This is a genomic window from Sporosarcina sp. P1 (genome assembly GCF_002743155.1).
Classification (GTDB): Bacteria; Bacillota; Bacilli; order Bacillales_A; family Planococcaceae; genus Sporosarcina; species Sporosarcina ureae_B.
Window position 1 is genome coordinate 137998 of sequence record NZ_PDYS01000007.1, and the last position, 15610, is coordinate 153607.

General features: G+C 42.1%; 11 protein-coding genes and 1 riboswitch. Of the genes, 9 read left to right on the forward strand and 2 right to left on the reverse strand.

Going from position 1 to position 15610, the window contains the following annotated elements; translation table 11 throughout:
• Positions 1-8: 8 nt before the first annotated feature.
• Positions 9-196: riboswitch (cobalamin riboswitch) on the forward strand.
• A gap of 122 nt (positions 197-318) precedes the next feature.
• The 3 genes from CSV73_RS09285 (at position 319) to CSV73_RS09295 (ending at position 6144) form a co-directional block, all read left to right on the forward strand.
• Complete coding sequence (locus CSV73_RS09285) at positions 319-2331, forward strand: DUF4430 domain-containing protein (RefSeq protein ID WP_099627315.1); 2013 nt, start codon at positions 319-321, stop codon at positions 2329-2331.
• 147 nt (positions 2332-2478) lie between these two features.
• Positions 2479-3048 carry a TetR/AcrR family transcriptional regulator gene (locus CSV73_RS09290; RefSeq protein ID WP_099627316.1) on the forward strand — a complete coding sequence of 190 codons (570 nt, stop codon included), beginning with the start codon at positions 2479-2481 and terminating at the stop codon, positions 3046-3048.
• A 39-nt stretch (positions 3049-3087) separates the two neighbouring features.
• Positions 3088-6144, forward strand: coding sequence for a YhgE/Pip family protein (locus CSV73_RS09295; RefSeq protein ID WP_099627317.1), 3057 nt, complete (start codon positions 3088-3090; stop codon positions 6142-6144).
• Between the two features lie 108 nt (positions 6145-6252).
• Here CSV73_RS09295 and CSV73_RS09300 read toward each other — a convergent pair whose 3' ends face one another.
• Together CSV73_RS09300 and CSV73_RS09305 are read right to left on the reverse strand one after the other, a co-directional pair.
• A complete protein-coding gene (locus CSV73_RS09300; protein ID WP_233202864.1) occupies positions 6253-8502 on the reverse strand; it encodes a DEAD/DEAH box helicase in 2250 nt (749 codons plus the stop codon).
• A 140-nt stretch (positions 8503-8642) separates the two neighbouring features.
• The gene (locus CSV73_RS09305; protein WP_085132860.1) at positions 8643-8963 is read right to left on the reverse strand and encodes a GRAM domain-containing protein; all 321 of its coding nucleotides are present in this window, start codon (positions 8961-8963) and stop codon (positions 8643-8645) included.
• A gap of 681 nt (positions 8964-9644) precedes the next feature.
• Between CSV73_RS09305 and CSV73_RS09310 the strand changes: the two genes are divergently transcribed.
• The 6 genes from CSV73_RS09310 to rbsB are packed head-to-tail and all read left to right on the forward strand — an operon-like array spanning position 9645 to position 15279.
• Entirely contained in the window at positions 9645-10622 is a 978-nt protein-coding gene (locus tag CSV73_RS09310; protein ID WP_099627319.1) for a LacI family DNA-binding transcriptional regulator, read from the forward strand.
• The gene (rbsK, locus tag CSV73_RS09315; RefSeq protein ID WP_099627320.1) at positions 10622-11500 is read left to right on the forward strand and encodes a ribokinase; all 879 of its coding nucleotides are present in this window, start codon (positions 10622-10624) and stop codon (positions 11498-11500) included. Before CSV73_RS09310 ends, rbsK begins: the two co-directional genes overlap by 1 nt.
• Positions 11497-11886, forward strand: coding sequence for a D-ribose pyranase (rbsD, locus tag CSV73_RS09320; RefSeq protein ID WP_099627321.1), 390 nt, complete (start codon positions 11497-11499; stop codon positions 11884-11886). Before rbsK ends, rbsD begins: the two co-directional genes overlap by 4 nt.
• A 16-nt stretch (positions 11887-11902) precedes the next feature.
• The gene (locus CSV73_RS09325) at positions 11903-13399 is read left to right on the forward strand and encodes a sugar ABC transporter ATP-binding protein (RefSeq protein WP_099627322.1); all 1497 of its coding nucleotides are present in this window, start codon (positions 11903-11905) and stop codon (positions 13397-13399) included.
• On the forward strand, positions 13386-14327 hold the full coding sequence (gene rbsC / locus CSV73_RS09330; RefSeq protein WP_085132865.1) for a ribose ABC transporter permease: 942 nt from the start codon (positions 13386-13388) through the stop codon (positions 14325-14327). Before CSV73_RS09325 ends, rbsC begins: the two co-directional genes overlap by 14 nt.
• 16 nt (positions 14328-14343) lie before the next feature.
• Positions 14344-15279: a ribose ABC transporter substrate-binding protein RbsB gene (rbsB, locus tag CSV73_RS09335; protein ID WP_099627323.1), complete on the forward strand. Its 936-nt coding sequence runs from the start codon at positions 14344-14346 to the stop codon at positions 15277-15279.
• Positions 15280-15610: the final 331 nt, after the last annotated feature.

Below are 15610 nucleotides of genomic sequence, written 5' to 3' on the forward strand. Positions count from 1 at the left end.
ATAAAGAGGAGTTTATAGCGTATTTTGGTGTCTTGCTAGTTTGCAAGACTTAAAAAGGAATCAGGTGAAAATCCTGAACGGTCCGGCCACTGTAATTGGAAAGTGACTTCAGACAACCACTGGTATTCGTACTGGGAAGGTTGAAGTTGCGTTGGTATCCAAAAGTCAGGAGACTTACCATAATACGATGCTTACAACCTTCCGGAAAAAGGTGTGTATGTGGTGTTGTATTAGGTATGTCTAAACACGCATCCATCCATCCTAGTCTCTTTCCGGAGGCGGGATTTTTTTATTGAAAAAAATAGGGGGTAGGAGTCGTTGAAGAAAGGTAGTCGAGTAAGCAAGACGTTTTCTGTGTTAGTAAGCTTGTGGTTGATGTTGTCGTTTGTAACTCCGACAGTACAAGCCGTGGATACAGGAGTAGAGAAAACAGAAGGAACAGTTGAAGAGCTGGCAAATGTAAACACTACTGCGAATCATACTCCGGCTATACCAGAAGTTATTCGTACGGTAGACGAGATGCTAGCGGATACGTTACGTTTTTATGAAGTAGAGAGATATAATAAGGATAATTTCAGATGGGGTATGCCGGGAATTAGTTGGACGGAACTGGTTGGATTGGGCGCATCTAGTTCGCAATTAATTGATGGTACAGCACGATTACCAGAGTGGATTACTAAAGATCCAGAATTAAATAGTGACGAGTCAGATACAGACCATATCCGTTATATCTTTGGTTTGCTGGCAGTAGGGAAGGATCCAACTACTGCGTGGGAAACGAATCGTAATCTGTATGCAGAGTTAGCGGCACAACAAAAAGCAGATGGATCAATTGGTCCTATAAATAAACACGCCTGGGCGATGCTCGCTTTAGATACAGGTATGAAGCGTGGGCAGGACGTAGGAACATGGAATGCTGAAGCGAAAGAAAAAGCGTTACAACATTTGTTAAAGCAAGAAAAGGAAAAGGGTGGATTTTCTCTTTCATTAAACGTACAAGACAAAGCTGATCCCGATATGACAGCGATGGTCTTATTGGCACTAGCAAATTATCAAGATGATAGTGCGGTGAATACAGCCATTGAACGAGCAAAACACGTCTTACGCGAACAACAACTGGATACAGCTGGCTGGGGCGCTTGGGGAGAAAACTCCAACAGTATTGCGACTGTCATTTCAGGACTGGTTGCTTCAGGAGAAGACGTTACATCTATCGAATGGCAAAAAGATGGGAAATCACCTGTAGATGCATTAAGCAAATTCCAAATGAAAAATGGAGCATTTGCATTCACTTTACCAGCCGATCAATGGGTCAATACGATAGCTGTCGAACAATCTTTAATTGCACTACAAGAAATTAAAACGGGTAAATCTGTCTGGCAACAATTTTCTGAAGAAGAAACTATAGAGCCACCAGTACATCCAACGAATATTACATTTTCCGTAGAAACACGAACAATGAATATGGGGGATATTATTAGCCCAAAACAGTTGGAAATTGAGTCGGGGGATACGGCGTTCACGGTACTACAACGTGAAGTAGAAAGTGGCTCAATACCATTCAAATTTACTGGTGTAGGTCCAACCCTATACGTGAAAAGCATTAATAATGTAGCGGAATTTGATGGCGGTCCGCTAAGTGGCTGGATGTATTCAGTCAATGGTGAGTTCCCGCAGTATAGTGCTGGAATTTATGAATTAAAGAAAGATGATATTTTACGTTGGCAGTATACAACGAACTTGGGAGCAGATCTAGGAGATAACTGGAATCCTACACCGAACCCTGATCCAAAACCTGAACTCTCGGTCAAAACACCTGAAAATGTAAAAGCGACAGTTACAGATAGGAAGCTTCAAATTCAAGTGAAAGATGAAAAGACTGGAGAACTGCACCCGGCAAAAGTAGAAAAAACAGAAGTGGTTGACGGAAAGATGATCGTTCAAATCGGGGAAGCGGGTAAAGTGCTGGATGCAGTTGAAGGTCTCGAACTGTCTTCAGAAATACTGCAAGTTGTAGTGATCGAAAATGATCAACCCTATACGTATTTCGATTCTGAAAATGAAGTTCAAACGATGAAAGAGTGGACTATCACGTTTTCAGATACATTACAACATGATGCTGCGAACTTAGAAAAAGTAGTCGTGAGAAATGCAATGGGTGAAATGGTTACGGTTTCTACAACACTCGGAGAAGATGGGAAATCAGTAAAAATCAAGCCGATTGCTAGATATACTAAAGGCGAACTCTATTATTTAACGATTACCGAAGTGAAATCAGCAAACGATAAAGTAATCAAAGAACCGATTCGCAAAGTATTTATAATCGAATAAAAAATTGAAGACTATCATACAAGTCAGTACCATATGGCTTGTATGGTAGTCTTTTGTGTAATATCTTGCATTTATCTATAAATCTATGTAATATAATGACTAGAAGACCGAAACGGTATTCCGGTCATTTCTGAAGGAAGTGTCATAATGGATCGTAGAGAAGAAATTATATTGGCGGCTGAAAAATCGTTTACGATGTTTGGATATAAAGCGACGACGATGGATCAAGTAGCGAAGATTGCGAATGTGGGGAAAGGTACAATCTATACATTTTTCTCGAATAAAGAAGAGTTATTTCATTCAATTGTCTGGAAAATGGTTGAAGAAATGAAAAACGTCTCCGAACAGACAGCTAAAGAAGGCGCGTCATTTCAAGAGAATGCCCATGCGCGTATTATGCAATTGTTGAAATTTCGCGAGACCCATCAGTTATTTATTAAATTGATCGAAGAAGAGAAAGAGTTACGAACACCTGCTGTAGGAGACGTGTTAACGTCTATAGAGAAGGAAATATTAAAATTCATTGCAAGAAAGATTGATCGCGGTGTCGCAAAAGGTGAATTAAAGCCATGTGACAGCGAGCTAATTGCATATCTTTTATTCAAAACGTATTTAGCACTAGTTAACGATTGGTCAAAGACGCATCATGAACAACTGACGGAAAAGCAAATCACGGACGTGTTGAACGATACGATCTTTTCCAGTTTGTTAGTGTAACGTGCGAATGACAGAATATAGAGTGAGGGTTTATATTACATGAATAAAATTTGGTTTATAGTTAGACGCGATCTTCGGAATATCTTCAAGAATAAAGCAGCACTCATTGTCATTGCGGCGATTGCATTTCTGCCTTCTCTATATGCTTGGATGAACATCCTTGCTTCATGGGATCCGTATTCCAATACGAAAGGCGTAGAAGTCGCGGTCGTCAGTGAAGACGTAGGTGCGAAAATAGAGGATAAGGAATTCAATGTCGGAGATGAAGTCATCGTCTCGCTGACCAAGAACGATGATCTCGGCTGGCAGTTTGTAACGAAAGAGGAAGCGTTAAAAGGCGTGAAACATGGTGATTACTATGCTGCGATCATCATTCCAAAAGACTTCTCAGAGAATTTAAGCAGTGTCATCACCGACGATATTAAGAAACCCACATTAGATTATTATATCAATGAAAAAATCAATGCAATTTCCCCGAAAGTAGCGGGCAAAGGTGCGTCTGCTATTGTAGAAAATATCGATAAAACATTCGTTGAACAAGCGAATGAAGCAGTCATCAAGGTATTCAATAATCTCGGAGTAGAACTTGAAGGAAATCGTGTGAATATCGAAAAGCTACGTGATTTAATTTATCAATTGGAATTTGACATTCCTGAAATCTATTCAAAGTTAGAACTGATGGATAAAGGCTTGAATTACGCAGACTCTTCTATTGATCGTGTAGATGTTGTGCTTGACGACGTCAATGCCGTGCATGCCAATGCGAAAAAGTTGAACGCACGCTTGGTCAGTAAGTTGCAGGAAAATGAAAAGACCGTAGATAACACATTGCGCGTCATCACATCTAACTTGGAGAGCGCACAGACGGCATTCCGCAAAGTACCTAATTTGACGAGCGAGTTATCAGGCAAAGGTGAAGACATCGATCGTCTTGTCGATTCGCTACGTGATAAGCAAGGCAAACTGGAAGATACGAATGCTCGGTTAGATGATATTTACGATTTTTTAAAGAAACAGGATCAGAATCTAAAAGACTCAACAAATATTAAAGATTTACAGAGTGCCTTGAACAATAGCGCCACAGATTTAAACCGTCTGAAAACGAATTTGGAAACCATCATTTCTGATTTGCAGAGCGGTAACAATCCGGCTACTGATTTAATTACGCAAACACAGGCGTTGTCGGGTAAACTCACTGAAGATATGGATAAAATCAAAGATCATTACGAAAATGTATTATCACCGCAAACTGAAAAGCTCCTGAAGCAGTTGAATGAGCTTTCTGTGAATATCACGGGCTTATTGGATCGTGCGACGGAAGTAAACAGCCGGGCACAAAAAGTCGTTCAAAACTTAATCGATAAGCGTGAATCTATTGATTTCAGCAAATACCAAGAACAACTCGACAGTATGTCTACCGCGATAGAAAGTCAGATTGGTAAAATGGATACCGTCATTACTGTTTTAGAAGCTGCAGGTAAAGTGACAGGCAGTGACAAAATTGGCGGTCTGCAACAAAAAATCATCGCGTTACGGGATCAGTTATCATCGACTAAACAAGTTATTGATCAAGTACAAGCTACTATTAATAAAGGTGAAAAACCTAGCCTCGAGTTGTTGAATCAACTGAACGGTCAGCTACAGGCAAGTCAACAAAAGATTACCGATGCACGCAATCAATTTGATGCAAATAGCCAAAAAGCAATCCAGGATGCGATTGAACAATTACAAACTTTCGATGAAGGACTGCGTGATCGGTTCAATGAACTCCAAGCATCGAAGACAGAAATTGATGACAAGCTTGCAGGATTGCTAGAAACTGCGGAAGATCCTAAAGTTACGATCGGAGTGCTTCAAAAGATGGTTGGCCGTATCGATAGTGGACTGACGGCAATTGGCTCCATTAACAATGGATTAACGGACCTGGAAAAATTCATTAAATCCGATACACTGTCTGCTGAAATCGAACGAATCAAAACGGTTCAAGACAGTTTGTCATCTGCCAATTCATCCGTTGACAGCTTAGTCGGTCGAATCAATGAATCAAAAGCAAACGGTAAGAAACATTTGGCGGAAGTCGACCGTGTATCGGGTGAATTAGATCGTTCGGTTGGAAATGCTATCGATTTTGTCAATAATGATTTGACGAGAAAGTATAAATCTGCGATACGTGATGCTACGAATGCGTTGTATGATGTATCCGATGTACTGGATGAAGTAAACGGTCGGATCCCACGTTTACGTACTGCGCTTGAAAAAGCAGAAGAAGGGATTGCGCTTGGGAAAACAGATTTAGCGAAAGCGCAGAAACACTTCCCAGAAGCTCGCGAAACCATTGAAACGATGGCAGAAAAGATTCGCAAGTTAGAAGAAGACGGAGACTTGGATACATTATTGGATGTGCTGGCAACGGACCCAACAGGCGTCAGTAAGTTTTTCGCTGAACCAGTCGTCTTGAATGAGCACCAGTTATATCCGATTCCAAACTACGGTTCAGCCATGAGTCCGTTTTACACGACGCTTTCATTGTGGGTCGGTGCATTGCTCATGGTATCCACGTTGAAAGTGGATATCCGCGAGAAGACACGATTCAAGAGCTATCAAACGTATCTTGGACGGTTAATTATCTTTGCTGGGATTGGCACGATTCAATCATTGATTGTCACGCTCGGTGAATTATTCATCATGAATGTCTACGTCGTGAACAAGCTACCATTTGTCTTATTCGGCGTATTGATCAGTGTAGTATTCGTTTCCATCGTCTACACACTCGTGTCCGTACTCGGTAACACCGGAAAAGTCATCGCAATCGTTTTGATGGTCATGCAACTCGGTGCATCAGGAGGGACATTCCCCATCCAAATGGCACCCGAGTTCTTCCAACAGATTTCTGCATTTATGCCGTTCACGCATGCGATCACCTTATTGCGTGAATCGATCGGCGGAATTATCTGGGCAGTAGCGTTAAAACAAATCCTCTATCTACTGATCTACTTCGCACTAGCGCTTGTAGCAGGACTTGGATTGAAAAAGTTCTTCAATAAATCGAGTGATAAGTTTATTGAGAAGGCGAAGGAAAGTAATATTGTGATGTGATGGAATGAAGACTGTACAGAAAGTGGCTTTACTAACTTTTTGTACAGTCTTTTCATGTGTAATTAGATTTAGAAGTCTCAATTAAATGGATATACCGGAACTATTACATTAAAATAGCTTCATTTGTTCAGAATTATTATTCTCACATGCTCCATTAACATACCCCATATCCCTAAAGCCTTTTGAACGCTTTTTAGCCATGTTTATAAGGGTAGGGACTTTCTGGTCAATGTAATCGTATACGCGTACTTCTTGTTTAGTAGAGTGGTTGCGGTGTAACCGTCCTACATATTGAGTTAATAAACCTTTCCAAGAGATCGGCATAGTTAGAAACAGCGCATCTAATCGTGGAAAATCAAATCCTTCACCTATATATTTTCCTGTCGCTATAATTAAGAGTTCTTCTTTGCACGGTAGATCTCGGATGAAATTTAATGCCTTCTCTTGTTCTTTTTTAGAGAGTTCTCCCGAAAGAACTATGATATTTTTTGCAAATCCCTTAAACAAACTATGAAGTATGTTTACATGGTTTATTCTTTCGGTCAGAATTAATGGCGTCATACCTTCTTCTAGTGCTAAAAGCACGTCTTCGAAAATAAGCCCATTACGCTTAGTATCTTCTGCGATCTCATTGTACATTTGCTGGATATTTTCAGATGTAGTCTTATAAGAGGTTCTTCTTTCAAAGATTACATGATGAAAAGGGCGAATGAGTGCTTGTTCTTTAGCATCTGTTTTATATAAAATCGGACCACATTGCATCGTAATTATTGGGTGAAGCCCATCTTTACGAGCTGGTGTGGCCGTAAGTCCATATACATATTTTGCTCGAATCATCTTCATTAATTGTTCAGAAGTATAAGCTGATAGATGATGGCATTCATCTATAATAATTTGACCGTATTGAGTGATAATAGGATCAATCCCGCTAGAGGTCAATGTTTGTATGGTGGCTACATCTATTTTTCCTGTAGGCATCCGTTTTCCACCGCCAAATTGGCCTATTTCCTTTCGGGGTGAGTCTAGAAACAGTGAAAGCTGATCAATCCATTGATTTAGTAATTGTTTACGGTTCACTATGATCAGGGTATTAACTTTTTGTTCAGCGATAAGAGCAGCCGCTGTTACAGTTTTGCCAAATCCAGTGGCGGCTGCTAAGACACCGCCATCATGTGCTTGCAACTGTTGAAGTGCGTCTACCTGTTGTGAAGATAAGGTGCCATTGAAATCTGTCTCTATAGGATTTCCTACAAAACGTTCATCTATCCAATCTAATTCAATTCCCTTAGAAGACATTAATTCTTGGATAGCCTGCTCACATCCCCTTGGAAGAATTAAATGTGAAGTAGTTTTATCGAAACAATCAATCGAAGAAGGTATGGTATACGTAGACAGTCTCTTTGCTTTTGCTTTAAAATACTCAGGATTTCCAAATGAAGCTAAGCTTTCGAGTTGTGATGTAAGTGCATCAGAAAGTTCTTCTAATTTGAAATGAATACCGTTCTTCTTAATGGCTTTTATTGTAGTTGAATATCCAATAGCCTTATTAGCAGGAATTTGAACTTTAAGTAACTGAAGATATCTGTAAACCATGTTCTTATCCACCTTATTTAAACAAGATAAATAAAGCCATTGATCTACAAATGGTTGAAAAAATTCATCAACAAAAACGCTATTGCCAAGATCTCGGGAATAGCGTTGTAGTGGTAGCGCGATTAGATTTCCTAGGCTTCTAGTATTTGCAAGAGAATCCTGACTTGGAAATAAACGATCAAAAGAATCTAGCTCAGTAGATGTATTCTTATCCGCTTGTGCAATCAGTTCTTTACCGAGAGTGCGAGCTAATGAGGAAGGTAAGGCTTCTGAAAAGAAGAACCATACATGCGCCCCATTACCAGAGCGGGATCTTTCAATGCTAAAAGGAAGCTGAATACTTTTACAAACATTTACGAATGCAAGTACATCCTCCTGCCAATTCTTTTTGTCAAAATCTAAAACAAGAAACCAACAAGAGTTATCTACTAACAAGGGATATAGACCAACAATGTGCTTACCACTTAAATGATCATAAATTGTTTGATCTGTAAGAGGGGTATTGGCCTTATTCCGACGAACTGGTGAATAGCCGCTCTTACCATCCTCCGACTGCCATTTAGTTGCATATACATCTGTTCTACCTCGAAATACACTTTTAAATAGTTGAACTTTCTGTTGTGCTGTTGATTTATTGGTAATTAAATTATTAGATTGTTTTATTTGAAGTTCTGGTAAATAATTTTGTACTATCATTTTTAAGTACTTATTCTCAGTCTGAAGTTTTTCTAGTTCTAGATTAAAATCCTGTTCAGATATCTTCATAACCATACACCTCTTATAATTCAATTCAGTGATTCGCTATACTTAGTGTACTAATAAAGATAGGGTGAACACAAGAGAATTCCCAATATTCAATTTTGTAGAATTGTATTTGATTTACAAAATATTTAGACACTCACTTCTCACATCAAATCCCAAACGGTCTTAATAATATCATCGCATTTCACAAATAGTGAACTCTCTAAAACAAATGTATGCAGAGTACCATCTTTTAACTCCACGGTAATTCCGTTCGGCACAATACCTAACACGAAGGAAGAGTCTATATTATTGATGTCGGAAATATTGAATTCCAAAATATCTCTTTGAAAATGCATATTGCGTGGCTGGAAGATGAAGCGCTGATTTGTAATAAATAAGTTGCCACTGACGTAATCTATACTCTTTCGCAAGTCCACAGGTAATTCATATTGGACTTTTTCGTTTTCTCGAGAATTCGTCATGCAGATCTCTCCTCTATGGATTTTATCTATGACTCTATTTTCATTTTACCTCTATAGATATGTATAGACAAGACATCTTGATTTGCTTAAGCGCTCTATGTCCGTCGGTATCCGCTCATTCCCAGTCCGCGCGCGCTCAATGTGTTGATTTAAGCGCTCTATCGCCCGCGCCATCCGCTCAATGCAAGTCCGCGCGCGCTCAATGTGTTGATTTAAGCGCTCTATCGCCCGCGCTATCCGCTCAATCAATGTCCGCGCGCGCTCAATGTGCTGATTTAAGCGCTCTATCGCCCGCGTTATCCGCTCAATGCCAGTCCGCGCGCGCTCAATGTGCTGATTTAAGCGCTCTATCGCCCGCGTTATCCGCTCAATGCCAGTCCGCGCGCGCTCAATGTGTTGATTTAAGTGCTCTATCGCCCGCGCTATCCGTTCAATCCGCGCGCGCTCAATGTGTTGATTTAAGTGCTCTATGTCCCGCGTTATCCGCTCAATGCCAGTCCGCGCGCGCTCAATGTGTTGATTTAAGCGCTCTATCGCCCGCGCCATCCGCTCTATCTAACCCAATATTTGCTCAATAAACCACGCTGAAAGCAAAACTACTTCCCTATTGACACTAAAAAACTCCGTCTGTTATCATTATGTGTAACCGGTACCACATAGAACAGAATGTAGGTGAAATAGTTGGCAAATATACGGGATGTAGCTAAAGCCGCTGGAGTTTCGGTAGCGACTGTTTCACGCTATTTAAATAATAAAGGATACATAAGTGAAGAGGCGAAACGCGTGATTGCTGAAGCGGTTGAGGAGTTGAATTATCAGCCAAGTATGATTGCGCGTTCGCTTAGTACGAAACAATCTACGTTTATTGGGTTGATTGTTCCGGATATCGTCAATCCGTTTTTCCCGGAACTGGCGCGTGCGATTGAAGATGTTGCGTTGGCGTACGGATACACGGTGATTCTGTGTAACTCGGATGAAGATTTGGAGAAAGAAATTAATTATGTGAAGACGCTGCAACAGAAATACGTGGCGGGTTTCATTGTCGCGATAAGTCACGCAGAAGCGGAACATTACATGGGATTGGATATACCCATCGTAGCAATTGACCGAAGAATTCATTCGTCGATACCGTATATTGCGACGGATAACCGCGAAGGTGCTCGTATAGGAACAGAGCATTTACTGGAGAGCGGCTGTAAAAATATTCTTTGTATGCGAGGACCTTCCGGATTAGGTCCTGCAGATGATCGATTTGCTGGGTTCAATGATGCGGTGAAGGGGAAGGATATCCATACACATATTATTGAATGTCCATTTCAGTTCGATGTAGCGGAGACCATGGTGAAAAAGGTATTGGCAGAAGTATCGATTGATGGAATTTTTGCGAGTAGTGATGTGACGGCAGCAGGCGCAATGAAAGCGGCCTATTCAGCAGGTATTCATGTACCCAGTCAGCTTCAAATTGTTGGATATGACGGAACGATGCTTGCGAGCCAATTAACGCCAGGCTTGACGACAGTAGCACAGGACTTATATAGAATTGGCGCGATGGCAGCAAGGATGCTCATTAAATTAATTGAAGGGCAAGAGTTGACGGAGCGTGAAGTACTGATTCCGGCAGAGCTGCTCATTCGCCAAACAACAAGGAGTGAAGCATGATGATAACGGTAATTGGTAGTGCCAATATGGATTTGGTAGTTGGCACGCAGAACTTCCCAAACCAGGGCGAGACGGTTCTTGGAAATGTGTTCGATACAGTGCCAGGTGGAAAAGGCGCGAATCAGGCAATTGCTGCGGCGCGACTTGGTAGTGAAACACATATGGTTGCTTGCGTAGGAAATGATTTATTCGGTACAAGCATTGTAAATAACCTTCAACAGAATCAAGTCGGCGTCACGGGTGTAGGTACGGTGGAGGGAGCTTCCGGCATTGCGAATATATTGCTGTCAGAAGGAGATAATCGGATTATCGTCGTACCGGGCGCCAATTCTTTGTTGATGCCAACTCATATTGACAAGATAGAAGACCTGATCAAGCGCAGTCAATTGGTCATGCTTCAACTTGAAATTCCGATACCCACTGTCATCTATACATTGGCGAAGTGCCAGGCGCTAGGAATTCCCGTTATGTTGAATCCTGCACCGGCGGGCGGATTCGAACTTGACATGATGCCTTCGATTACTTATTTGACGCCGAATGAAACGGAATGTGAACAGATCTTCGGCATGGATATGGTCAGTGCGTTAGAAAAGTATCCGAACCGTTTAATTATTACGCTAGGTAGTGACGGTGCACGATTCTTCGATGGAGAAAAGCATGTCATCGTAGAAAGCTTTAAGACAAATGCAGTGGATACGACAGGCGCTGGCGATACGTTTAACGGAGCTCTTGCTCATGGGATTGTAGCCGGAATGAACTTGGAACGAGCAGTTCATTTTGCGAATGCGGCAGCTTCACTTTCCGTAGAAAAGTTCGGCGCACAAGGTGGCATGCCTTCATTTGAAGAAGTGGAAGCGCGTTTGGAGGAGAGCCGATGAAAAAGCACGGCATGATCAATCGCGATATTGCGGCTATGCTGGCTAAAATGGGGCATACCGATCAATTGACAATTGCAGATTGCGGCTTGCCAATTCCTGAAGGTGTTCCGTGCATCGACCTTTCTTACGCAGTAGGAAAACCAGGATTTACGGAGATTTTATTGGAACTCATGAAAGACTTTCAAGCGGAAAAAGTATATATTGCGAGCGAAATAAAAGCAGAAAACCCTACAGTCTATAATGAAATCACACAATTACAATGTCCGATAGATGAACTAACACATGATCAATTAAAAGAACGATCCAGACAATCGAAATTTATTATTCGTACAGGAGAGGCGACACCATATGCCAATATTATCGTCCAGTCAGGCGTCATATTCTGAAAGTGGGTGTGCAGAGATGATTGCGATGAGCGGGATATCGAAAAGTTTCAATGGAAATAAAGTACTCGACAATGTGGAATTTAATGTAGTCAAAGGTGAAATCCATGCGCTCATGGGAGAGAACGGTGCAGGGAAATCGACAATGATGAAGATTTTGACAGGGATTTATACACGTGACGCAGGGGAGATCTCGGTCAAAGGTAAGAAAGTAGAGTTCAAGAACGCCAAGGAAGCTGAAGCTGCCGGAATAGCGGTTATTCATCAAGAGCTTAATATTTTACCGGACTTGACAGTTGCTGAGAACTTTTATTTAGGTAAAGAAAAGACGTTCGGGAAAAGTGGGATTTTGAAGACGAAAGAAATGAATCGTCAAGCGGAAGAAATTTTATCGAAACTAGGGTTACATGTCGATGCACGCACGATTACTCGTGAATTATCTGTCGGTAAACAGCAGATTATTGAGATCGCGAAGGCGGTTTCTTCTAATGCTGAATTAATTGTGATGGATGAGCCAACTGCAGCACTGACGGATCGAGAAATTGAAACGTTATTTACAACTGTTCGGGCATTGCAAGCTGAAGGTGTTTCATTCGTTTATATTTCACACCGGATGGAAGAGATTTTCGCGATGTGCGACCGTATTACAATTTTGCGAGACGGTCAATACGTCGGTGTGCGGAATATAAAAGACACGACGTTTGAAGAAATCGTCCAGATGATGGTCGGCCGTGAACTGGGCGAACGATTCCCAGCACGTGCATGTGAAATAGGCGAAGTTAAATTAAAAGTAGAAAATCTCTCGCGTAGTGACTATTTTGAAGATGTCTCGTTTGAAGTGCGAAAAGGTGAAATTGTCGGTATTGCTGGATTGATGGGTGCGGGGCGTACGGAAGTCATTCAATCGATTTTCGGTTTTAAGAAACCCACTGCAGGTAAGATTTTCATTGATGGCAAGCAAGTAGTCATTTCGAATCCGTTGCAAGCGAAAAAGCTCGGTATTGGATATGTCACGGAAGACCGGAAATCGGAAGGGTTGATTCTTGATTTTTCGGTTCGGGAAAATATGTGTCTGACGAACTTCAATCGAATTTCAAATTCAGGAGTCATTCAACGAACAAAAGAAAATCAGTTATATGACACAATGTCTAAACGTCTCGGTGTTCGCACGTCTGGACCTGAACAAATCGTCAAGTCGTTGAGTGGCGGTAATCAGCAAAAGGTTGTCATCGCGAAATGGCTTGGTATTGAGCCGGATATTCTGTTTTTGGATGAACCAACAAGAGGTGTCGACGTTGGGGCGAAGAAAGAGATTTACAGTATCATCAATGAATTGGCTGAGCGTGGTGTCGCCATTGTGATGATTTCGTCCGAACTACCGGAAGTAATCGGTATTGCAGACCGGGTGCTCGTCATGCACGAAGGCCAGTTAATGGCAGATATACCGAAAGAGGACATGACACAAGAACGCATTATGCATTTTGCAACAGGAGGTGACAAAGTTGTCCAAGACTAATATGAAATCGTCGTTACAGAAATTAGGACCGGTCATCGGTTTATTGTTGATTGTCGTTATTATTTCAGTTATGAGTCCAAGTTTTTTAACGCTGAACAACTTGTTCAACGTATTGCGTCAAGTTTCCATTAACGCATTGATTGCGTTCGGGATGACGTTTGTTATTTTGACCGGTGGAATTGATTTATCAGTCGGATCGATTCTCGCGTTAACCGGTGCCGTGACAGCGGGTATGATGTCAGGCGGCATGGATCCGATTTTGGCCATGCTACTCGGCGTATTACTAGGTGTGCTGCTCGGTGCAATCAACGGTTTGATTATTGCAAAAGGAAAGGTCGCACCATTTATCGCGACACTCGCGACGATGACGATTTTCCGCGGATTGACTTTAGTTTATACTGAAGGCCGTCCGATCTCAGGACTTGGCGATTCATTCACATTCCAAATGCTTGGGAAAGGATATATTTTCGGTATTCCCGTCCCAGTCATCACGATGGCCATCTCCTTTGCAGTGCTGTACTTTATATTGAAGAAAACGACGTTCGGACGCCGTGTGTATGCGGTCGGTGGCAATGAAGAAGCGTCACGTCTATCCGGAATTAATGTTGATCGAGTGAAGATTTATGTTTATTCATTGGCAGGCGGTCTGACGGCCATTGCGTCATTAATTTTGACATCACGCTTAAACTCTGCACAGCCAACAGCAGGTAATATGTTTGAACTAGATGCTATTGCGGCCGTTGTACTTGGCGGGACAAGCTTAACTGGCGGTCGCGGTTGGATTGTCGGTACATTAATTGGTGCATTGATTATTGGTGTCTTGAATAATGGTTTGAATTTGATAGGCGTATCCTCTTTCTTCCAACAGGTTGTAAAGGGTGCAGTAATATTAATCGCAGTGCTCTTAGATCGCAAAAAAACAGCATAAGGAGATGTGAATTTTTATGAAAAATATCAAATGGTTACTACTTTTGGCAGTCGTGTTCGTCATGGCAGCTTGTTCATTGGATCAGCCAGGTTCAGAGTCTTCATCGGATGATAAAGGCGAGGCTGGAAATGAAGGCGACAAAGCGTATAAAATCGGGCTTTCCGTATCGACGCTTAACAATCCATTCTTCGTGACGTTGAGTGAAGGTGTGAAGGAACAAGCGAAAGAATCTGGATCCGAAGTCATCGTAGTAGATGCACAAGACGATGCATCTAAACAAGCGAGTGACGTAGAAGATTTAATTCAGCAAGGTGTAGATTTATTGATCATCAACCCTACAGATTCTGAAGCGGTTGTCTCTGCAGTGGAATCGGCAAATAGTTCCAACGTTCCGGTCATCACGGTAGACCGCAGAGCAGAAGGTGGAGAAGTTGTTTCCCACATTGCTTCAGATAATAAAGCGGGCGGCGTGTTAGCTGGAGAATACATGATGGAATTACTTGGCGAGGATAACCCGAAAGTGGCGGAACTTGAAGGGATCGCAGGTTCATCCGCAGCGCGTGACCGTGGAGCGGGCTTTAACGAAGCGGTTGACGGCAAAGTGAATATCGTGGCGAAACAAACAGCGAACTTTAACCGTGCAGAAGGTTTGACAGTAATGGAGAACATTTTGCAAGCTAACCCGGACATCCAAGGCGTATTCGCGCATAATGATGAGATGGCATTGGGCGCACTAGAAGCCATTCAGTCAGCTGGTAAGGACATTCAAGTGATTGGATTCGACGCGACAGACGACGCGATCAAATCTGTCAAAGACGGCAAGTTGTCCGCGACGATTGCACAGAAGCCCGAGGAAATTGGGATGAAGGCAATGAAGGCGGCGGTTGCAAAGCTAAACGGCGAAGAAGTAGATGCAGATATTCCAGTTGATTTGGAGTTAATTAAAGAGTAAATTGTAGTTTGAAAGGAGCCCTCTGGCCAGTTTTTTGGCTGGGGGGCTTTTTTTGTGTTTTGTGGGTGGGGGTGGGGATTGAGCGTATATGGTGTGTCATAGAGTGGTTGTGGACTGCAATAGAGCTTTTGGGCGTCTCTATAGAGCGGATCCCGCGTGCGATAGAGCGGATATTGTATGTCATAGAGCGGGTGTGGACCGCAATAGAGCTTTTGGGCGTCCCTATAGAGCGGATCGCGCGTGAGATAGGGGGGATAGAGCGAATATCGTGTATCATAGAGCGGATATCGTGTGTCATAGAGCGGTTGTGGACTGCAATAGAGCTTTCGGG

Bases quoted from the DNA above. Each gene is read 5' to 3' on its own strand.
- CSV73_RS09290 (WP_099627316.1), top strand. From the start codon at position 2,479: ATGGATCGTAGAGAAGAAATTATATTGGCGGCTGAAAAATCGTTTACG.
- CSV73_RS09295 (WP_099627317.1), top strand. From the start codon at position 3,088: ATGAATAAAATTTGGTTTATAGTTAGACGCGATCTTCGGAATATCTTC.
- CSV73_RS09300 (WP_233202864.1), bottom strand. From the start codon at position 8,502: ATGAAGATATCTGAACAGGATTTTAATCTAGAACTAGAAAAACTTCAG.
- CSV73_RS09305 (WP_085132860.1), bottom strand. From the start codon at position 8,963: ATGACGAATTCTCGAGAAAACGAAAAAGTCCAATATGAATTACCTGTG.
- rbsK (WP_099627320.1), top strand. From the start codon at position 10,622: ATGATAACGGTAATTGGTAGTGCCAATATGGATTTGGTAGTTGGCACG.
- rbsD (WP_099627321.1), top strand. From the start codon at position 11,497: ATGAAAAAGCACGGCATGATCAATCGCGATATTGCGGCTATGCTGGCT.
- CSV73_RS09325 (WP_099627322.1), top strand. From the start codon at position 11,903: ATGATTGCGATGAGCGGGATATCGAAAAGTTTCAATGGAAATAAAGTA.
- rbsB (WP_099627323.1), top strand. From the start codon at position 14,344: ATGAAAAATATCAAATGGTTACTACTTTTGGCAGTCGTGTTCGTCATG.